Genomic DNA, 21,809 nt, shown 5'->3' with positions numbered 1-21,809 from the left:
AAATAGTAAATGAAAAATGCGTTGATGGGTGATGGGTGATGGGTGATGGATGATGGATGATGGATGATGGATGATGGATGATGGATGATGGAAAATAATTGTTTGATTTATTAATTCAATATGTTTTTTGAGAATTTAATTTTTATAATTAAAAAGCCCCGGGATTATTCCAGGGGCTTTAGAATTGAGAAAAGAATAAAGTTTAGAAAGAATATCGGATACCCAACTGCATTTGCCAGCGGGAAAGAATATTGTCTTTCTGATATGGATTTGGTTTATCTTTAAAACTAAATACTTGAACAGTTTTTTCTTGTGGAGTTCCAGCATTTACCTTTCCATCACCGACATAAGTTATAAGATTATCAGTATAATTAACTGTTTTTACCCATCCCCATTGATCCGGATTTAGCAAGTTAAGAACATTTAATAAATCAAGAGTCAATTCAAAACTATGACTTGCAAATATTGGAATATTCTGAGCGATTCTTAAATCTACTTCGGTAAACCAAGGTTCAACATTACTATTGCGCTCAGCAATTTCCCCACGGTGATCTTTCAAATAATCATCTCTTCCAATGTATCTGTCCAAAGCATCATAATTAGAAGCGCTTGCAGATACAAAAGCCTTAGTGGTTTTATCAATAGAACCTAAGTATATATCATTTTTGTCTTTTGGAATATAGATAAGATCATTTCCATCATGTCCGTCTTTATTAATATCACCTGAATAAGTATAAGCAAATGGACGTCCCGATTGACCATTAATGAATAAAGAGAATGTTGTATTCCAATTCTCTGCAAACTGTGCTATGTATGAAAGAGCAACAAAAAGACGATGTCTAACTTCAAAATTAGATCTGGTTAATTTAGGGTCATTAGGGTCGCCATCAATTGGATTGAATCTGTATTGTGAACGAGCCTGACTGGATACAACACTATTCTGATCGAAAGCTCTTCCATATGTATAGCCTACGTTAGCATATACTCCATCCTTAAATCCTTGTCTCTGTAATTGTACAGATAAGCTATATTGGTAACCTTTGCTTGTATTCTTAATTACCATAACTCTAGTAAAGTTTGCTGAACTAACTGGTTTTGTATATATCGGTCTTCCATCGTATAAATTACCAGTTGCCTTTCCAATATTAGCATCCTGATAAATCATATCATTAATTGATTTGGAATATAATAACTCCACAGTTCCAACAAAATCAAACGGAAGCTGTTTATCAAATCCTAAGTTAAATCTTAGCAATTGAGGCATTTTCAAATCTGGATCTGACAAATTGATTTCCGCTCTTTTGCTTGCACTAACACCCTTCGAACCAGCCACGGGTATCTTAGTTACATCGGTTATAAACGGAGTAGTTTTATCGCCAGTAGTTTCATTTAACAGAATACCTGTGTTACCATATTGGTTTGAAATCCAAACGTAAGGAATTCGTCCAGTAAATATTCCAACGCCACCACGTAATAATGTTGAGCGGTCTCCCATAACATCGTAATTAAATCCGACGCGTGGCGAGAACAATAATTTTGATTTAGGAACAATGTCCGTTCCATATCCCAGAGAACCAAAATATTTTGCAACAGAATCATTTGTTGCTGGTTTATCCGGGAAGGAAGGAACATCTACCCTAACACCAAGTGTTAATTTTAAATTAGGTGAAACTCTCCATTCATCCTGAATATAACCGCCTAATTGTACTGCATTAAATTTTGCAGCCGGTTCAGGATCACCCGTAGGTGAATATGAATGTTCATAACTTGTTGGATGTCCATTTCTCAAGCTATCCAGGTTGTCAAAAACATAGTAGCCATAGTAATTACGAACAAATAAGTTAAAGAATTTGAAAAATTCATTGTGAGTACCAATTGTAAAAACATGGTTGCCCCACAGATAGGAAAAGTTATCTGTAATTTCAATAATATCCTGATTTAATTTATTTGCGCCCGAAAATTGTTCAGTACCGGCAGATAAGGTAAGATTGGAAAACTGTCTTACATCTATTTGAGGAAATGGGCTGCCAGGTATTTCACGTTTATCGCGGATTGTAGTATACCCAACAATAAACTCATTAGACATGTTGTTACCGAAAGTGCTCATCAACTGTGCAGCAGCAGAATTGGTTGTACTTTTAAATTTATAGTTTCTGCTGGAGAATATAAGATTAGTAATGCTTAAACCAGTAATATCATCCGAAGCATTAACATAATTATCGCGCAAAGTTAATTTATGATTATCAGAAATATTAAAATCTAACCGTGCGAATAATTTACCAGATGGTCTTTCCAAAGTCATATCGCTGTAACTTCCAGGATTATATCCATATTGATTCTTTAGAATATTTGCAAAATCAATTGCTAATGTTTCAGCATTTTTTACAGAACTTTGTGTTAATGATATTTGTGAAGTAGGTGAGTTGCGTTTAGTTAATTCACCATTTAAAAAGAAAAACATTTTGTCTTTTAATATAGGTCCACCAATTCTAAAACCAGTTTGATATTCTGTGAACTTGCTTAATTTTGCGCGTAAAGCATCGGGACTAATACCAACAAAGTTCTGATTTCTTCCAAAATAATATGCGGAACCACTAAAATTGTTAGTGCCAGCTCGCGTGATTGCGTTTACACCTCCACCAGTAAAACCTCCGTACCTAACATCGTAAGGAGCAATAACAACCTGAAATTCCTGGATTGCATCCAAACTAATTGGGTTAGTAAAAGCCTGTCCTCCAGGTGCACCAGTGGTTCCTAATCCAAATAAATCATTGTATTGTGTACCATCAATCTGAATATTATTATAACGGTTATTTCTTCCTGCAGCATATCCTCCTCTTTCTGAATTACCACTTCCAGAAACTTGTGGTGTGAACTTAGCATAATCTGAGAAACTTCTTGAAATAGTTGGGAATGCTTTGATCTGACCTAAATCAATGTTAGTAGATGCACCAGTTCGTGATGTACTAAGAATTGCGTTCCTTTCTGCTGTAACACTTACACCACTAAGTTGAACCGCTTCTTCTGCAAGCGTAAAATCGACTCTAAGATTTTGTCCAAGTTTAAGATCAATGTTTTCAATAGTCTGAGTTTTATAACCGACAAAAGAAACCTTAAGTGCATAAGGACCACCAACACGAAGGTTTAGTAAATTCCATGAACCATTTAATCGAGTTGTGGTTCCGAATTGTGTACCAGAAGGAACATGCTGTGCCACAACTGTTGCCCCAGCTAAAGAATTACCATCCTTATCAGCAATAACGCCATTCATAGCGGCAGTTGTTAATCCCTGCCCATATGCAATGCAACTAATTAAAAACAACAGGAATATAACTAATGAAATCTTTCTTGTAACCATACTCATATACCTCTCCTTATTTAGTTAATGATATAAGTTTTGTGAAAAATGATTTTTCCAAATTATTAAAACTGATAGAAATATCCCGAGATATGAATAGTCTTTTCTCGTTAGATGAACTGAAAATAAAATAACTTTTAGCCAAAATATATTTCTCAAGTCCATTAATTGTTTAGAATTGCTTGGGTAAATTAGAGGCAAAAATTATAAAAGTAAAGTTAAATTTTTGTTATTTTTCATTCGCCAATATCCTTTTAAAAAAAAGAATTAAAATTTGAGTGATAATTATGAATATTAGAAAATTTGATAGAACTATTTTTCTGCTTTGGATTGTATTATTTGTATTTGTTTGTAATGATTTATCTTCTGCCAAAAGTAAACCTTATTTAATTTTAGTCTCATTTGATGGATTTCGGTGGGATTATACAAACAGAAATCTGACTCCGAATTTAGATTTTATAAAAAAGAATGGCGTTTCTGCATTATCTCTTCGTCCTTCGTTCCCCTCAAAAACTTTTCCAAATCATCTTTCAATAATTACAGGTATGTATCCTCAAAATCATGGAATAATTCAAAATGAATTTGAAGATCCATTCAGAAATGAAGAGTATTCAATTGGCGATACAAGCGCAGTTACTAATGCAAGATGGTACTTGGGTGAACCTTTTTGGGAAACTGCAGAAAGACAAGGAATAAAAACAGCCAGCTACTTTTGGCCCGGTTCAGAAATGAAATTGTCTTACCGGCACCCTACTTACTTTGAAACCTATGAACATAAAAGAAATTACAATAAAAGAGTTGATGGAGTTATAAATTGGCTTAAACTTCCTTATAATGAACGTCCTCATTTTATAACTTTGTACTTTGATGAAACAGATTCGAAAGGACATAAATTTGGGACAACATCTACCCAGGTTAATATTGCTATTCAGCACCTTGATAGCATTGTGGGATTTCTTTTTACACAACTAAAAAAAATAAATATGCTTGATAGTACGGATGTAATAATACTTTCAGATCATGGAATGACTGATATAAGCAATTCCAGGGTTGTTAATATAGAAAACATTATCGGACAAGGAAATAAAATCCAGGGAGATGGTCCGGTAATGATGATTGAACCATCCAAAGAAAACTTAGAAGTAACGTATAGAAATCTGAAAGAAAAGGAAGATCATTATAAAGTTTATAAAAAGGAAGAGATGCCGGAATATTATCATTTTTCTTCCCATCCTTTTATTTCTTCCATCATTGTTATTGCCGATATTGGTTGGTCTCTGGTTGATAATAAATCCGCATCCTGGATGGAAAAAAAATCTGTTGGTGGAAACCATGGTTACGATAATAACAACACAGATATGCATGGTATTTTCTATGCAATTGGTCCAGATTTTAAATCGGGTTACCAAACCGGCACAATCTGGAATATAGATATCTATCCTTTGCTTTGTAAAATTTTCGATGTATATCCAAGACAAAATATTGATGGTAAGTTAGAAAGGATTGAATTTTTGTTGAAGTAAAAAGTATTAATTTATTCCTTTAGATTTTTACAAAAAAAGGTGAAATTTCTGATTTCGTATCAACAAAATTTTCTTTTCGATTAGCTCAACTGGAATTATTTCAGTCATGATTGCTCCTAATACAGAACTATTCAAAACCCGATCTAAAAAATAATTAGCTAATTCATGAATTATTACACACTGTCGAATTGCTAAAGCCAAAGATAAATTGTTGCAAACAGTTATGCAATTTAGCAATTGAACAATTTTTATCACATAACATTTAATTTAATCACTAACCAAATAAAGTTGAAATTAAGATTAAACTTCTTGCTTAAAATAACTGTTATCAGGTATATTGAACTCCATATTTTTATTTAATAATCTAACGAAAGCAAAATGAAGGACATTCTTAAAATCGAGTACGAAAAATATAAACTGGCAAATGGATTGGAAGTAATTCTTTTTCAGGATAAAAATCTTCCGCTTATAGCTGTTAATCTCTGGTATCATGTCGGTTCGGCAAATGAACCAAATGGAAAAACCGGATTTGCTCATTTATTTGAGCATATGATGTTTCAAGGATCGCAGAATATTCCAAAACAAATGCACTTCCAATACATTCAGGAAGCCGGCGGAAACTTGAATGGTTCAACAAGCCTGGATAGAACAAACTATTATGAAACAGTTCCCTCAAATTTTTTAGAGCTTGCCTTATGGCTTGAATCCGACAGAATGGGATTTCTATTGCCTTCATTGGATCAGGAAAAATTAACAAACCAGATTGATGTTGTTAAAAATGAAAGACTTCAGCGTTACGATAATGCGCCTTATGGTTTAGCATGGGAAATTTTGTTTTCCAACCTTTATCCTAACGATCATCCCTACCACGCGCCAACAATAGGATGGATGAAAGATATTTTAAGTATGAAATTGGTAGATGTTGAAAACTTTTTCCGGAACTATTATTCACCAAATAATTCCACACTGGTTGTTGGTGGTGAGTTTGACATTGATGAAGCAAAAAGATTAATCGAGCTTTACTTTGGTTCAATTCCTAAAGGGAATGAATTACCGGATATCAAAATGCCAATCGCTAACCTTGGAAAAAACATTTCAATCATGCACGAAGATAATGTTCAACTTCCACGCTTATATTTAGCATGGCATTCGGCAATCGCCTTCTCAAAAGATGATACGGGATTAGAAATTCTTGCTGATGTTCTCGGCGGTTCTAAGAATGCACGAATTCACAAGAGTCTTGTCTTTGAAAAAGAAATTGCACAGCAAATTTCAGTTTATCAATACTCAGCAAAGTTAAGCGGCAGCTTTATAATTGTTGCCACTGCCAAACCGGGAATTTCGCTTGATAAACTTAAAGAAGAAATTTTTATTGAAATAAACAAACTAATTGCTGAAGGAATTACTGATTCAGAATTGACAAGATCAAAAAATGGGATTAAATCTTCATTCATCTATTCAATGCAAAATCTGGAAAACCTTGTTGATAGAATAAACGAATACAATTTCTTTTTGAACGAACCAGATTCCTTCCGGCAGGATTTGGACAGATACAACCAGGTTACCCGTGAGGAAATAAAAAATGTTGCAAAAGAATATTTACTTAAACCTTATGTTGAGTTAAAAGTAGTACCGAAAATTTCATCTGAATCTGAAGGAATTTAAATGAACCAATTTAGAACAATAAAACCATCACCTGTAAAAGAGATTACTTTCCATCTACCAGAGATAGAAAAATTTGAACTTGAAAACGGATTAAAGATTTTATTTGTTAGAAAAGAAACTCTTCCAATAATACAAATGAACCTTGTTGTTGAAGCTGGAAGCAAATATGATCCAGCAGATAAAAAGGGATTGTCTAACTTGCTTGCAGCAATGCTTGATGAAGGTGCCGGAGAATACGACTCTCTTCAATTAAATAATGAAATTGAATTGCTCGGCTCTGTTCTACAGGTTTTTTCGGACCAGGATTCCATTTACGTTTCGCTGTTAACTCTTACAGAAAATTTACCACGTTCGATGAAACTGTTTGCAGATGTAATCATAAATCCGCGTTTAGATGAAAATGATTTCCAACGTGAGAAAAGAAAAACGATTGTAAGAATACTTCAATCAAAAGATGAACCTTCCTATGTTGCTTCTACAGTTTTTGAAAAAATGTTATATGGTGAAGAAAATCCATATTCTTTTCCTGAAAGTGGTTTTAATGATACTGTGGAGAAAATTGAAAATGATGATTTAAAAAAATTCTATCAAGCATTCATTATTCCCAATAATTCTACTTTGGTTGTTGTTGGAAATATTGAAAAATTTGAACTTCAAAAAGAACTTCATGAATATTTAAACGGTTGGAGAACTTCTCCCCTCACTTCATTTAAAATTATTCCTTCTGTAAAGACAGCAACAAAAATATATTTTGTTCATAAAGATGCAGCAGCACAAAGCGAAATTAGAATTGGACAAATCTCTTCTCCTAGAAAAAGCGAAGATTATTTTTCAAAGCAAATTATGAATATGATTCTCGGTGGTCAATTTACAAGCAGGATTAACATTAACCTGCGGGAAAAGAAAGGTTACACTTACGGTGCTCATTCATCTTTTAATTACAACAAGGATGCTGCTCATTTTTCTGTAAGCACTTCTGTAAATAACCAAAACACTTCAGACGCAGTAAAGGAAATTCTTAAAGAATTGAAAGGAATAAAAGAACAAATAAGTTTAGTTGAACTGGAACTTGCCAAAGCTTCTATCATCCGGAAATATCCATCGCTGTTTGAAACATACGGACATGTTGCAAGAAACTTAACCAACAAAGTAATCCATTCTCTGCCCGATGATTACTTCAATACATATATTGAAAACATTACTAAAGTTTCTTTGGAAGAAGCAATTCTTTCTGCCAATGAAAACATTTTTGAAAATGAATTGGTGATAGTTATTGTCGGTGATAAAAATATTTTGCAAAATCAACTTAAGGATTTGAATTTGGGTGAAATAATTGAAGTTGACGCAGACGGTAACAGGATTGATGATGATGGGAAACAGCGAACGAAATTTCTAATTGAGACTTAAATTTTAGGAATTAGCTAATCCAACGAGGTTCTTATTAAAAGATTCTTGATCCTGCTCTTACTCCTACTCTTCTTTTAAATTTTAAAGTATATTAAGATGAAGAGTAAGAGCAAGATTAAGACTGAACTTTAACTTTTATGTAAGATAAGAATTCAGCATCTCTCAGAAAGATACTATTCCAAATATCTTATACGCGAAAACATAAATTACAAAAATTACAATCAGCCAACCGGAAATATCCAATAGAAAACCACCTTTAACCATATCCTTAATTTTAATATAACCTGTTCCATAAACTAAAGCATTTGGAGGTGTAGCAACCGGCAGCATAAATCCAAGCGATCCGGCTAAAGCGGTACCGATAGAAAGAGTAATCGGATCTGCACCAATCCCTTTGGCAATTGAGATCATTATCGGAATCATCATTGTAACAACAGCAGTGTTAGAAGTTACTTCTGAAAGAAGATCGATCATCAGTACAATTAAAAATAAAAGTATTACAGGCGAAGGAGTTCCGATGAAATCAACAAAAGAGGTAGCAATCCAACTTGCCAAACCGGTTTTAAACATTGCATCAGAAAGTGCAATACCACCACCGAATAAAAGTAGAGTTCCCCAATCAACAAATTTTGCATCTGACCAGGTAAGAACAAATTTCTGTTTCTTCAGATCAACTGGAATAACAAACAAAAGAATTGCAGCAAACAACGCAACAACAAATTCATCAAAAGTACTTAGCTTTTGTACGATTGAAACTGGTAATATAAAATCCCAGAATGGATTTGATATCCAGAGAAACACAGCTATAGCAAAAACAATTATAGTTAATTTTTCTTCTTTGCTTAACTTCCCAAGTTTTTTTCTTTCTTCAACTAACATTTCTCTTCCACCAAGAATTGCTTTAATTTCCGGTGGAAAAAGTTTTGTTAAAATGAACCATGCAACCGGTACAAAAATAAAAACATATGGAATGCCGAATTTCATCCAATCTATAAAGTTTATTTTAGCTAATCCAGTGCTGCTTAAAATAGAAACACAAATTCCATTTGGTGGTGTTCCGATGATTGTTCCAACTCCACCAATCGATGCTCCCCAAGCAATTCCCAGCATTAAAGATTTTCCAAAATTAGAATCAGATCCCTTAATTCCAACTTGCGATAAAATACCAAGTCCAAGTGGAAGTAGCATTGCTGCTGTTGCAGTATTCGAAACCCACATTGAAATAAAAGCAGTAATAGAAATAAATGCCAGTACGATCAATTTTGTATTGTTAGCCAGCTTTCCCCTGGTTAAAATGTACAAAACAAATCTTCTATCTAAACCAACTTTTTGCATTGCGGCGGCAAGAAGAAAACCCCCAAGAAAAAGAAAGATAACTGGATTGGCATAATTCATAAAAATATTTTTAGAATCGAAAATAAACGCTTTACCACCAACTAATCCAGTAACATGAAAAATTGGAAGTATAATTCCTGGTAATAATGAAGTAACAGGAATTGGGATTGTTTCAGTAATCCACCAAACAATCATAAGAAGTAGCAATGCAAGCACTACTTTGGATGAGTAAGCAACATTTAAAACTTCTGCAGTTGCTTCAGTAACATTCAACGCTTTCTTGGCAATTGCAATAAAACTTTCTGGTGTTGGGATTAGAATAATAAAAAGAAAAAGAGCTGGACCTAAAAAGAATCCAACTATCTGCCTGTAATTTTCAAATGGACTTCCTGAATCTGAATGTTTGAACTTCATTGGTCATCAATTTTTATAAAGTTGTTTGCTAAATAATTATTTAACCTGACAAAATCAACTTGAATGAATCGATTTAATCACTAAAACATTTAATCATACCTGAAATAAATTAGTTTTAGATTCTTTTAGGTGATTTATATTTAATAGAGATGTTGGGTATAGAAGTTATAAAGGTATAGAGGTATAAAACGTGAATAATGCCTATATACCCCTATTCCCTTATACCTCTATTCCTATATATCCATTTTACTAAAACCACTTTCTTTTTAGTATAAATAATTTTTTACAGAGTGGAACTGAAGACTATTAAGCTAAAATCAATAATATTTACACTATTGATTTTTATTTTTAATAATTATATTAGCACCACGTTTTTATAATATCCATAAGTAAACTATGTATAAAATATTATCTGCCGAGTTCCTTTCACCTGACATTAAAAAATTTGTTATCGAAGCGCCAAAGATTGCAGCAAAACGAAAAGCAGGTCAATTCGTAATAATCCGCATAAAAGAAGGCGGGGAAAGAATTCCACTAACAATTGCAGATTCAAATAATTCAAATGGTACAATTACAATTATAGTTCAGGGGATTGGAAAAACTACCAAAGAACTTAATAGATTGGAAAGCAATGAATTTATAATGGATGTAGTTGGTCCGCTCGGTAAACCTTCCCACATAGAAAAATTTGGAACAGCAGTCAGCATCGGTGGGGGTGTAGGAACTGCAATTGCTTTTCCAACTGCTGTAGCATTAAAACAGGCGGGCAACTACACTATCGGAATTATTGGGGGAAGAACTAAAGAGCTGGTAATGCTTGAAGATGAAATGAAAATGATTTGCGATGAAGTATATCCAACTACAGATGATGGCAGTTATGGCTTTCATGGATTTGTAACTCAAAAACTTAAAGCGTTAATTGATGAAGGAAGGAAAATTGATTTTGTGCTTGCCATTGGTCCCATTCCAATGATGAAAGCTATAGCGGAAGTTACACGACCTTTTGGAATTAAAACAGTTGTAAGCTTAAATCCAATTATGGTTGATGGAACAGGAATGTGCGGTGGTTGCCGTGCTACAGTTGATAATAAAACAGTTTTTGTTTGTGTTGATGGTCCAGAGTTCGATGCACATAAAGTTGATTTTGATTTATTAATCCAAAGAAATAAATCATATCTTGGATTTGAAAAGATTGCAAGTGAAAAACATCAATGTAAATTAGAAAGCCTATCCCCATCTCGCTCAGCGGGACCTTTACCAGTGAATGAGAAATAAAATTGTGTTAAGAAAAATTATATATATAATGTATTATTTATAAAGAATCGCATATGGAAGAAATTTCGAAAAAAGATAGAATGAAAATTCCCAGGCAAAAAATGCCTGAACAAAATGCTGAACAAAGAAGCCATAACTTTAAAGAAGTTAATTTGGGTTATACAGAAGAATTGGCAAAGCTTGAGGCAATGCGATGTATTCAATGCCCAAAACCATCATGTATTAGTGGATGTCCCGTTGGCGTAAAAATCCGGGATTTCATTCAGCTTGTTGAAGATGGAAATTATCTTGGCGCTGCGGCAAAAATTAAAGAAGATAATGCTCTTCCAGCAGTTTGCGGTAGAGTTTGTCCACAGGAAGAACAATGTGAAGCCGTTTGCGTTGTAGGCAAAAAAGGAGAATCCGTTGCAATTGGAAGATTAGAAAGATTTGTTGCTGATTACGAAAGAGAGCAAGTAGGAATAAGAGCACCTCAGCTTAAGCCAAGGACAGGTAATAAAGTCGCTATCGTTGGCAGTGGTCCATCAGGATTAAGCTGTGCTGGTGATTTAATCCAGATGGGTCATGATGTTACAGTCTTTGAAGCATTGCATGAACTTGGTGGTGTACTGGTTTACGGCATTCCGGAATTCCGTTTACCAAAAGAAATTGTTAAGGCAGAAGTTGAATCACTCCGAAAACTTGGAGTTGATTTCCAGACTAATGCAGTAATTGGATTTACAGATACAGTGGATGAACTTCTTGCGAATGGATACGATGCAGTTTTCATAGCTGTTGGTGCCGGGCTCCCCTACTTTATGAATATACCGGGAGAGAATTTGAACGGTGTTTATTCATCAAACGAATTTCTTACGAGAGTTAATTTGATGAAGGCTTACAAGTTCCCTGATTTCGATACTCCCATTTTCGATTGCAAAGATAAAAACATTGCAGTCTTTGGCGGCGGCAATACTGCCATGGATGCGGTCAGAACATCAAAGCGGCTTGGAGCTGCAAACGCTTACATAATTTACCGCCGTTCAAAAGCAGAATTACCTGCACGCCAGGAAGAAATCCATCATGCTGAAGATGAAGGGATTGAATTTTTATTTCTTGAAAATCCAATTGAGTTTGTTGGCGAAAATGGATGGCTTAAAAAGGTTAAGCTACAAAAAATGGAATTGGGTGAACCTGATGCTTCCGGAAGAAGAAGACCAATTCCAATCAAAGGTTCAGAACATTTTATTGATATTGAAATGGCTATTGTAGCCATTGGTAATGGCTCTAATCCTATAATTCAGAAAACAACACCTGACCTTGAATTTAATAAATGGGGAAACATTCTTGTTAGTGAAGACTCAATGCGGACATCTAAAAAAGGAGTATTTGCAGGTGGTGATATTGTAACCGGCGGAGCAACTGTTATTCTTGCAATGGGAGCTGGAAGAAAAGCTGCTGCATCTATAAACAACTACTTATTAAATTCAATTCAATGGTGATTGTATTTTGGGAATTGTGATTTCTAATTCCTGATTACTCATTTCTAATTTCTGATTGAAGTTTAAAATCAATAGGAAATTTTTAAGATATGATAACATAAAAATTCATTTGTCTTATTCTCAGCAAATGAATTTACTCTGGACTTGATTTCTATCAATTGAATTTTAGAATTACCATGTTATTATAAATACAGTACAAACAAATCATTGGAGGGATTATGATAATTGATAAAATTAAAAATGCTTATAAGTATTACCGATTGCATCCGGGTTTTGCAACTGCATTCGAATATGTAGTTAATAATGAACTGATAGAAATGGAAGCAGGTTCCTACGAAGTCGATAAGAAAAATGTTTATTGTATGGTTTCTAATAAAAAAGGTAGAAAGAAAGAAGAATCTAAATTGGAATTTCATCGGAATTACGTTGATATTCAAATTGTTCTGAACGGAACAGAAACTATTGGATGGAAATCGGTTTTAGACTGCCATCAACTTGAAAGAAGTTATGATGAAACAAGCGACATGGGTTTATATTCTGACACGCCGGTAAACTGGTTAACTCTTAAACCAGGCACATTTGCAATATTTTTTCCCGAAGATGCACATTCTCCAATGGTTGCAGATGACTTTGTTCATAAAGCTGTTCTTAAGGTTGCGCTTTAATCGTTTACTTTTTTCCTAGGAGTTATCAAATGTGAAATGTCAGACGTCAAACGGAAACGGGATAATAAAATTCCATAATCCCTGTCCCATATTGCATCTCTCGTTTGACGTCTTTCATATGACATCAAATTAGTGATTTATAAAAATTACTTTTATTTTTCGATCAACAATTTTTCAAAACAATTTTTTACTGAAATGAAATTAAAAAAACTCATCTTATCAATCATCATTTTACTTTTTACAATGGCTGCATTTTCAATTTCACTTAAAAAAAATGATAGAATAATTTTCTTTGGCGATTCGATTACTCAGCTTGGTGTCAATCCCGGAGGTTACATTACCATCATTCGCGATTCAATTGCTTTTAAATACAAGGAATTAGGAATTGAGATTATAGGCGCCGGTATTAGCGGAAATAAGGTAACAGATTTAATTGCACGATTAGGTAAAGATGTTCTTTCTAAGAAACCAACAATTGTTTTTATTTATATCGGTATAAATGATGTTTGGCATTTCGATCTGGGGATTGGCGGAACAACAAAAGATAAATATGAAGAAGGATTGAAATTTTTAATTAGCAAAATAATCGAGAATGGTGCAAGAGTTATTTTATGCACTCCAAGTGTTGTTGGAGAAAGATCGGACAGCTTAAATAAGCTGGATAAAATGCTAAATGAATATTCTGACATTAGCAGAAAAGTAGCTAAAGAAACCAACACAACTTTATGCGATCTTAGAGAAGAATTTATTCAATACGAAGTAATTCACAATCCAAAGCAGCTTCATGAAGGAATACTTACTTACGATGGTGTACATTTAAGCGCAGATGGAAATAAATTTGTTGCCTTAGAAATGATGAAGGTATTGGTGAAATAAATAAGAAGATAGAATTCAGAAAACAGAAGTCAGAATTTAGAAATTTGTTGAACTGAAGAATGTAAATACTTTTTGTAGTAGATTTTCGCACAATAAGTTTTTAATAAATTTCCATTTCATCTAAATATATTCCTCAATTACATTCCTAAATATTATTCACTTGTGTATAAAGCTTCGTGGTTATATTTTTTACGGTATTGAACCGGTGATAATCCAGTAATTTTTTTAAATGTGGTCCGGAATGCTTTTGTGTCTGAATAACCTACTTTATACATCACTTCATTCACATTTTCACGCGATGATTCCAGGCTGTACTTTGCAGCTTCTATTTTTACACGTTGCAAGTATTCAATCAGAGTATTTGAGGTCGCTTTCTTAAACCTGCGCTCAAGATTTCTCCTGCTCAAAGCAAGCATTGATGCAGCTGATCAACAGTAATTTTATTTTGGAAATTGCTTTCAATAAATTCTTGTGCTTTTTTTACCAGCTCATCTTCATGATCTTTCTGTCCTGCGAAAATAATAAAAGGTGATTGGCTTTTCCTATCAATATCTATCATAAAAGCTTTTGAAATTAAAATTGCTATATCCCTGCCGGCATGTTTTTCTATCAGGTACAATAGCAGGTTCAAATAAGAATATGCACCGCCGCTAGTATAAATTCCATTCTCTTCAGTCATTATTTTATCATCTAGCAGATTAACATCAGGAAACATATTCCTGAATTCATTTGTAAATCTCCAATGTGTTGTACATTGCTTACCTTTTAACAAACCAGTAGCCGCGAGGAAAAAAGAACCAATACAAAAACTTGCAACCTCAGTACCACTTTTATAATGATTTATTATCCAGGGAATAAATTTTTTGTTTAGCTCAAGTGCTTTTTGTCTATCACCATGTATCGCAGGAATAATTATCAAGTCAGTCTTGGTTACATCTTCGATTAATGCATCAGGATTTACAGTAAATAATCCGTTTGTTTGTGTGGTTTCTTTTGTTAGTCCTACCAACTGCACAGTAAACAGTGGAGGTTTTCCCATTTGTGTAAACAACCCGTTTACTTCTGAAAGTATCTGGTGGGTTCCTTCAATATTTACTAAGCTTGTATGTCCAATGGGAATTAGAATTGAAACATGTTTCATATATACCTTCAATTATTGTTAACGTGTTGTTTATATAATTGTAAATAAAATTGTTGTCGCAGTCAACCCCTTATATTGCCGTAATTACACCCTTGACTTTTAATTTATCGACAATATATTTATAATAAAACAAAGCTCAATACTTCTTAGATTTTGTTGAAGGTTAAACAAACATTGTCGTTATGGTAAAGAAAAGATTTGTAGGATACTTGAAGTATAATTCAAAAACAAAAGGAAATATATAATGATAAATAATAATCCAATTATTGTAGAACAAGTTTATAATGCTCCTATTATAGAAGTTTGGAATGCACTTACAAACCATAACCAAATGAAACAATGGTACTTCGATACTATTGAATCATTTAAAGCTGAAGTAGGGTTTGAAACTAAATTTAATGTTCGGAATGGCAATATTTATTATTGGCACTTATGGAAAGTAACTGAAGTTGAGCCCGAGAAAAGAATAACATATAACTGGAAGTACCAAGACTACCCCGGCGATTCATTTGTATCCTTTGAGTTATATCCAATTAGTAAACAGACTAAATTGAAACTAACACACAATGGAATAGAAAGTTTTCCACAGGATAACCCGGACTTTACCAGGGAAAGCTGCATGAACGGCTGGAGTTTTTTAATTGGAAACAGATTAAAAGAATTTTTAGAAAAATAGATTTATCACTGAAACACTTTCCCAATGCTATATTAAATAATAGGTACTTGATTTATTTAAAGTCGAATATGTGAACGGAAGATAAAATGAGAAAATTAATTTTTTCTATAAATGTAACTATCGATGGTTTTGCAGATCATACAGCCGTGATAGCTGATTATGAATTGCATGATTTTTACTCTAATCTATTTGATGAAGTGGACACTGTTTTGTTGGGACGTAAAACTTATCAACTACTACAAAGCTTCTGGCCCAATGCTCCGGAAGATCCTATAAGTACAAAGAGCATGATTAAGTTTGCTGACGGAATTAATAGTATATCCAAGATTGTTTTTTCCAAAACTCTCGAAAAGGTTGATTGGAGTAATACAAGATTAGTCAAGAAAGATATGATAGAAGAAGTCTTAAGAATGAAGCAGCAACCTGGTAAAAGTCTTTCAGTAGGAGGTCTCAGCATCGCATCAACTTTTATGCAACTGGGAATGATTGATGAATATTGGTTTGTGGTTCAGCCGATTGTATTGGGAACAGGAACGCCATTATTTAAAGATATAAAGAGTAGGATGAATCTGAAACTGTTGGAGACCAGGACATTTGGTTCGGGTGTAGTTGTTCTACATTACCAGAATGAATTGAGATAGAAAGAACTAATAATTCTTAAATCAGTTTATAGGAAATATATATGACAATTTTTTTAGCAGGCGCTACCGGCATCATGGCAACAGTATTATCCATAGAAAATGGTTCTAAAGGAATTTACAATATTGTTGATGATGAACCCGCACCTGCATCAACCTGGCTTCCAGTGCTTGCATCAATAATTAATTCTAAACCACCATTACGCGTTTCACTTGATGGTTATATTCGGGCTGCAGACGGCGATCTTAGCTGGATCTTTCATACTTATGATGATGAGTTGAAATCGTGGGAAGTCGATCTATTGTGGCAGGCAGGAACACATATTATGGGTTGCAATTTGTACGATGAGATGGCTGCATATTGGCCCGCTTCAAACGAAGCGTTTGCACCACCGATGAATGAGATTCCGAAAGTCGTTTATTCTAAATCCATGAAGCAAGCGGATTGGAAAGATACACAAGTTTACAATGGCGATTTAGTAAAAGGAATTGCGCAGCTTAAGCAAGAGCCTGGCAAAGAAATACTGGTGCATGGTGGTGCATCATTTATCCATTCACTTTCTAAGTACGGACTAATAGATGAGTTTAAATTGATTCTACATCCCCTGTTTCTAACCGGCGGATTACCTTTGTTCAAAGAAACAACCAGCCTGAAACTGTTGCAAACAAGTACCTTTCCGTAGAGAGTTGTTGTTTTAACTTTTGGACCTGGTTAATTCTAGTAGCAATGTAGAATGATATTAATGTAATAATAAATCTTAATAATAATTGAAAGGACTAAAAACTATGCAAAAGATAACCCCATTTCTGTGGTTTGATAATAATGCTGAAGAAGCAATTAATTATTATACTACCATTTTCAAAAACTCAAAAATCGGAAGTGTTTCCCGGTATGATGAAGCTGGAGCAGCAGCATCAGGAAGACCGAAAGGATCGGTAATGGCAGCAACATTCCAACTTGAAGGACAAGAATTTATAGCTCTAAATGGCGGTCCTCACTTCAAATTTACAGAAGCTATTTCTTTCGTTGTGAATTGCGAAACGCAGGAAGAAGTTGATTATTATTGGGCAAAACTTTCTAAAGGCGGAGATGAAAAAGCTCAACAATGCGGATGGCTTAAAGACAAATTTGGTTTGTCATGGCAGATCGTTCCTTCCATTCTGGGTAAATTATTAAGCGATAAAGATGCTGGAAAATCTAAACGAGTTATGGAGGCAATGCTTCAAATGAAAAAAATTGATATCAAATCCTTGAAGCAGGCATATGAACAAAAAGAACCTGTAGAAGAAATTAAATAGGCATATGCTTCTTTTAATTGTGGTCATCAATTGGAAAAGGTCCAAGCATCTTTACCAATTTAAACAATAATCAAAAACTGAAACTTTCAAAATCTGTTTCGTTCATTTGTTATTTACCAAACATAAACTGATATACGTTTTAATAAATTTTGTAAATATTAATTTAATAAACATAAACAAATCAATAATCTAAGGAGAAATAATAATGCCGAATATTAATCCATATTTAAACTTCGGTGGTAACACAGAAGAAGCATTTAATTTTTATAAATCAGTATTTGGTGGAGAATTTAAAACTCTGCAACGCTTCAAAGATACACCGGAAGCGGGAAGGGTTCCGGTGAATGAACTAGACAAAATCATGCACGTAGCTTTACCGATAGGAAAAGGAAACACTCTTATGGCAACTGATGCTCTGGAATCTATGGGACATAAGTTGTCTGTTGGGAATAATTTCTCTCTTTCAGTTGAAACTGAAAGCGAAGCTGAAGTAGATAATATATTTAACAAACTTTCGAAAGGTGGGAAAGTACTAATGCATTTAGAAAAAGTTTTTTGGGGTTCCTACTTTGGAATGCTCAATGATAAGTTTGGTATTCAGTGGATGGTTAGTCACGACAATAATCAACAAAAATAAATGAGTTTCCTTAAGAAAGCCGCAATACTCAAATTGTCATTCCCACGTACCTGCCAGCAGTAGGTGTGATTCTAATGCATTTATAAAGGTTGTTGGATTCCCGCTTGCCTGCTGCAAGCGGGTTTTCACGGGAATGAACTTTTTAGAGTGGACTCAAGAATAAAATCAATTTATTCCAGTTGATATTTTTTAATTTTAGCTATAAGGTTTACTCTCGAGATACCTAAAATTTCAGCAGCTTTTGTCTTATTGTTATTAGTAAATTCCATCACTTTATAAATATGTTTTTTTTCAATTTCTTCTAAGGTAATAGGAATAATCCCATCATCAAAATCTCCATATGAACCGTTGTTTTCTAAAAAATAATTGGGCAGTGATTTTTTTCGCAGCTCAGCTGTTGGTTCAACAATTATTGCGCTATTAATTATATTCATCAATTCCCGAACGTTACCTGGAAAGGGATAACTTTTCAAGCAATTAATCACTGGGTCGGATATTCTTAATACATTCTTGTTGTACTTTTTGTTAAACTTTAACAGAAAATAATTCGCTAATATCTCAATATCAACTTTTCTTTCCCGCAACGGAGGAAGATTTATTGAGTTAATATTTAATCGGAAGAATAAGTCTTTTCTGAAATTCCCTTTTTTTATTTCTTCAAAAAGATTTTTATTAGTTGCTGCAATTATTCTAACATCAACTTTAATATTTTTTGTTGAGCCTAATCTGTAAAATTCTTCTTCCTGCAAAACGCGCAGTAATTTAACCTGGATTGGTAATGATAATTCTCCAATTTCATCAAGGAATAACGTCCCTCCATTTGCATCTTCAAGAAAGCCTACTTTATCTTTTGAGGCACCTGTAAACGCGCCTTTCTCATACCCAAAGAATTCACTTGAAAATAATTCCTGCGCAAATGTTCCTGCATTTACTGCTACAAATTTTTTATCCCTTCTGTAACTTATTGCGTGAATAGCCTCAGCAATTAATTCTTTACCGGAACCGCTTTCTCCCCATATTAGAACGCTGTTATCTGTCTGCGCAAATTTTTCCACAAAGTGAAAAATCTTGAACATTTTTTCATCATTTGTAATAATATTCTTAAAAACATCTTTGTACTTAAATCCGTCAAGAATCGCCAATTGATCAACTTCTGAATCTTTCTTGAAAAATTGTTTTTGTTTGATAGCTGTGTCAATTGTTTCAATTAATTTATTTTCATCTACGGGTTTAAGCATGTAATCGTAAGTGCTCAACTTCATTGCAGAAATTGCAAGATCAATATCTTCAACACCGGTAAGTACAATTGTGGTTATATCAATATTATTTATTTTAATAAATTTTAGAATATCCAATCCACTAACATCTGGCATATCCATATCGAGAAGCATTACATCAAATTTTTCTTTCTCTAACAATTCATATGCTTTAGTAGAATCCTGGAGTGTTTTTATTTCATATTGTTCTTTCTGAAGTAACAGTATTCTAAGGAAGTTAAGTACAGCCTGGTTATCATCAATTAATAAAATTTTATACATACGATTCACTTGCTTTTGCTGGTATTCGGATTATGAACTTAGTCCCTTCATTTATTTTTGATTCTACTTCAATCTTACCACCATGATCTTTAATAATTCCATATGTAATTGAAAGACCCAATCCAGTGCCACCCTTGTTTCGTTTGGTTGTATAGAAAGGATCAAAAATATTTTTTACCGTGTTTTCATCCATTCCACAACCATTATCGCTAACAATAAGAATTATTTCGTTATTGCTAACATCAAAATCTGTTGCAATTTTTATTACTCCTTCACTATGTTCAATGGCTTCTGAAGCATTCATAATCAGGTTCAATAAAACTTGTTCCAGCTTAAAAATACTACCTTTAAACAAAGGAATGTTTTCGTTTAGTGCCACATCTAACTGTGCATATTTTTTAATATGCTTTCGTGTAAGTGTAAGATTATTTTTGATAATATAATTCAAATCAATTTCGTCAATTAAACTTCCATTATCTTTTTTAGCAAAATTTCTCAGATCTGCCACAATCTTTTTTGTTCTATTTGCTCCATCTATCATATCATTTACAAGCACAGAAATATTCTCTTTAAAAACATCATAGTTTAATCTGGCAATTTTTAAATCAGAATGATTCTTATTATATTCATCTAAAATTGGGAATAAATCTGTAAAAGATTCCTGTACAATTTTTAAATTACCAAGTATAAATGTATTTGGATTATTGATTTCGTGAGCAACACCAGCTACCAATTTACCAAGCGAAGCTAATTTATACGATTGCAGAAGTTGAGCTTCCATTTTTTTCTGAGTTGTAATATCGCGGCAAACTTCCAATACCCTGTCAACATTTCCTTCTTTTCCAAAGATGGGATATGTTCTTAAAGCTGTGTATTTATCGGTCTCCTCCCATTCGCGATAAGTATTTTGTGCTGTTTTGAATGTATTTACTGCGGGACATTCCTTGCATCTTTCTTGCAGATTAAAAAGTTTGTTAAAACATTTTCCAGAATCACCAATTTCATCCTTATTCGACATAATAATATTAAAATCATTATCCACTACAACAATTTTGTCCGTAATTGCCTTAAAAAAAGTTCTGAGTTTTTGCCTGCTGCTGTTGCAATCATCAGTTAGTTTTAACAGAATATCATTTTTTGCTTTTAATATTTTCTGCTGCTTCTCAAGATTTTTTTCCTTTTCATCTTTCTCAATAGCCCTGGATATTTTCCCGGAAATTTCCTCTATTAAATGTTGTTCTTCATTCAAGTAACCGAATTTATGCTTGAAATAAATTCTTATCTCTCCCCTTTTTTCATTTTTCAATTTTATATCGCAGGCTAGCATATCGTTAACATCTTTCGGATTCCAATCAGAATTACCGTAAATGTTTTTATTTACTTCAATATTTACAATTGTTTCCTGGGGGAATTGAAAACCTTGCTGAATTTGCAAAGCACAATCTTCCAACTCTTCAAGAAGCGTTTTCTCTGCTTCAAGTTCTTTACTTATGTTGTAAAGACATTGAAGTTCCTTAACCCGTTCTTTAAGATCATGTTCAATTTTTGTAATCTTGTAAATCTTGTTCTTTAATCCAAAAATAATTTCCAAACTTTGTCCTTTGCTGGAAGGTATTAACAGGAAATCCTCTTTTAGTCTGATGAATTTGAAAGAAAGTGGTTCACTAGTTGTAATTACTTTTTCAATATTATTTTTTAGTAAAACCAGTTCGTTGTTTTTGGTAATAGATGTGCGATTAAATTCTTCAATATTTATTTCATTTTCATCCAGCAATTTTTTAATTATGCTGCCTTGATAAATTACAGAAAGATTGGAATTGAAGATGATAACATTTTCAATTAATCCGCTAATTAAACTAAAATTATTGAAGCGTTTCATTTTTG

At 33.4% G+C, this 21,809-nt stretch carries 18 protein-coding genes; 12 read left to right on the top strand and 6 right to left on the bottom strand.

Annotated elements, in window-relative coordinates; genetic code table 11:
- Window positions 1-202 precede the first annotated feature (202 nt).
- Window positions 203-3,364 (bottom strand): carboxypeptidase regulatory-like domain-containing protein, encoded by a 3,162-nt coding sequence (locus NTX22_03805; protein ID MCX6149633.1) that lies wholly within the window; start codon window positions 3,362-3,364, stop codon window positions 203-205.
- Between the two features lie 281 nt (window positions 3,365-3,645).
- On the opposite strand from NTX22_03805, the gene NTX22_03800 reads away from it, so the two are divergent.
- The 3 genes from NTX22_03800 (at window position 3,646) to NTX22_03790 (ending at window position 7,953) form a co-directional block, all read left to right on the top strand.
- On the top strand, window positions 3,646-4,881 hold the full coding sequence (locus tag NTX22_03800) for an ectonucleotide pyrophosphatase/phosphodiesterase (GenBank protein MCX6149632.1): 1,236 nt from the start codon (window positions 3,646-3,648) through the stop codon (window positions 4,879-4,881).
- A 378-nt stretch (window positions 4,882-5,259) separates the two neighbouring features.
- Window positions 5,260-6,546 carry a pitrilysin family protein gene (locus NTX22_03795; GenBank protein ID MCX6149631.1) on the top strand — a complete coding sequence of 429 codons (1,287 nt, stop codon included), beginning with the start codon at window positions 5,260-5,262 and terminating at the stop codon, window positions 6,544-6,546.
- The gene (locus NTX22_03790) at window positions 6,547-7,953 is read left to right on the top strand and encodes a pitrilysin family protein (GenBank protein ID MCX6149630.1); all 1,407 of its coding nucleotides are present in this window, start codon (window positions 6,547-6,549) and stop codon (window positions 7,951-7,953) included. It abuts the gene before it with no gap.
- A 162-nt stretch (window positions 7,954-8,115) separates the two neighbouring features.
- Here the strand turns inward: NTX22_03790 and NTX22_03785 are convergent, their stop codons facing one another.
- Entirely contained in the window at window positions 8,116-9,702 is a 1,587-nt protein-coding gene (locus tag NTX22_03785) for a DASS family sodium-coupled anion symporter (GenBank protein MCX6149629.1), read from the bottom strand.
- Between the two features lie 396 nt (window positions 9,703-10,098).
- Here NTX22_03785 and NTX22_03780 point away from each other — a divergent pair, with 396 nt between their 5' ends.
- From NTX22_03780 to NTX22_03765, 4 genes are all read left to right on the top strand, one after another.
- Window positions 10,099-10,977, top strand: coding sequence for a sulfide/dihydroorotate dehydrogenase-like FAD/NAD-binding protein (locus NTX22_03780; protein MCX6149628.1), 879 nt, complete (start codon window positions 10,099-10,101; stop codon window positions 10,975-10,977).
- 53 nt (window positions 10,978-11,030) lie between these two features.
- Complete coding sequence (gene gltA, locus NTX22_03775) at window positions 11,031-12,455, top strand: NADPH-dependent glutamate synthase (protein MCX6149627.1); 1,425 nt, start codon at window positions 11,031-11,033, stop codon at window positions 12,453-12,455.
- A 218-nt stretch (window positions 12,456-12,673) separates the two neighbouring features.
- Window positions 12,674-13,120, top strand: a complete 447-nt coding sequence (locus NTX22_03770; protein ID MCX6149626.1) for a YhcH/YjgK/YiaL family protein — start codon at window positions 12,674-12,676, stop codon at window positions 13,118-13,120.
- A 195-nt stretch (window positions 13,121-13,315) separates the two neighbouring features.
- On the top strand, window positions 13,316-13,996 hold the full coding sequence (locus tag NTX22_03765; GenBank protein ID MCX6149625.1) for an SGNH/GDSL hydrolase family protein: 681 nt from the start codon (window positions 13,316-13,318) through the stop codon (window positions 13,994-13,996).
- 152 nt (window positions 13,997-14,148) lie between these two features.
- On the opposite strand, the gene NTX22_03760 is transcribed toward NTX22_03765, so the two are convergent.
- Both NTX22_03760 and NTX22_03755 read right to left on the bottom strand, forming a co-directional pair.
- Entirely contained in the window at window positions 14,149-14,412 is a 264-nt protein-coding gene (locus tag NTX22_03760; GenBank protein MCX6149624.1) for a helix-turn-helix domain-containing protein, read from the bottom strand.
- Window positions 14,400-15,137 (bottom strand): DJ-1/PfpI family protein, encoded by a 738-nt coding sequence (locus tag NTX22_03755; GenBank protein MCX6149623.1) that lies wholly within the window; start codon window positions 15,135-15,137, stop codon window positions 14,400-14,402. Before NTX22_03755 ends, NTX22_03760 begins: the two co-directional genes overlap by 13 nt.
- Window positions 15,138-15,381: 244 nt before the next feature.
- Here NTX22_03755 and NTX22_03750 point away from each other — a divergent pair, with 244 nt between their 5' ends.
- From NTX22_03750 to NTX22_03730, 5 genes are all read left to right on the top strand, one after another.
- On the top strand, window positions 15,382-15,813 hold the full coding sequence (locus NTX22_03750) for an SRPBCC domain-containing protein (GenBank protein MCX6149622.1): 432 nt from the start codon (window positions 15,382-15,384) through the stop codon (window positions 15,811-15,813).
- 86 nt (window positions 15,814-15,899) lie between these two features.
- Window positions 15,900-16,454, top strand: a complete 555-nt coding sequence (locus NTX22_03745; GenBank protein ID MCX6149621.1) for a dihydrofolate reductase family protein — start codon at window positions 15,900-15,902, stop codon at window positions 16,452-16,454.
- 41 nt (window positions 16,455-16,495) lie between these two features.
- On the top strand, window positions 16,496-17,134 hold the full coding sequence (locus tag NTX22_03740) for a dihydrofolate reductase family protein (protein ID MCX6149620.1): 639 nt from the start codon (window positions 16,496-16,498) through the stop codon (window positions 17,132-17,134).
- A 103-nt stretch (window positions 17,135-17,237) separates the two neighbouring features.
- On the top strand, window positions 17,238-17,750 hold the full coding sequence (locus NTX22_03735) for a VOC family protein (GenBank protein MCX6149619.1): 513 nt from the start codon (window positions 17,238-17,240) through the stop codon (window positions 17,748-17,750).
- Between the two features lie 205 nt (window positions 17,751-17,955).
- Window positions 17,956-18,387, top strand: a complete 432-nt coding sequence (locus NTX22_03730; protein ID MCX6149618.1) for a VOC family protein — start codon at window positions 17,956-17,958, stop codon at window positions 18,385-18,387.
- Between the two features lie 170 nt (window positions 18,388-18,557).
- Here NTX22_03730 and NTX22_03725 read toward each other — a convergent pair whose 3' ends face one another.
- The gene (locus tag NTX22_03725; GenBank protein ID MCX6149617.1) at window positions 18,558-19,925 is read right to left on the bottom strand and encodes a sigma-54 dependent transcriptional regulator; all 1,368 of its coding nucleotides are present in this window, start codon (window positions 19,923-19,925) and stop codon (window positions 18,558-18,560) included.
- Complete coding sequence (locus NTX22_03720; GenBank protein ID MCX6149616.1) at window positions 19,918-21,804, bottom strand: ATP-binding protein; 1,887 nt, start codon at window positions 21,802-21,804, stop codon at window positions 19,918-19,920. Before NTX22_03720 ends, NTX22_03725 begins: the two co-directional genes overlap by 8 nt.
- Between the last annotated feature and the right edge of the window lie 5 nt (window positions 21,805-21,809).

It is taken from the genome of Ignavibacteriales bacterium (assembly GCA_026390815.1).
Lineage (GTDB): Bacteria > Bacteroidota > Ignavibacteria > Ignavibacteriales > SURF-24 > JAPLFH01.
The sequence above is the reverse complement of the archived record's forward strand: the minus strand, read 5'-3'. Positions and strand labels throughout refer to the sequence as shown.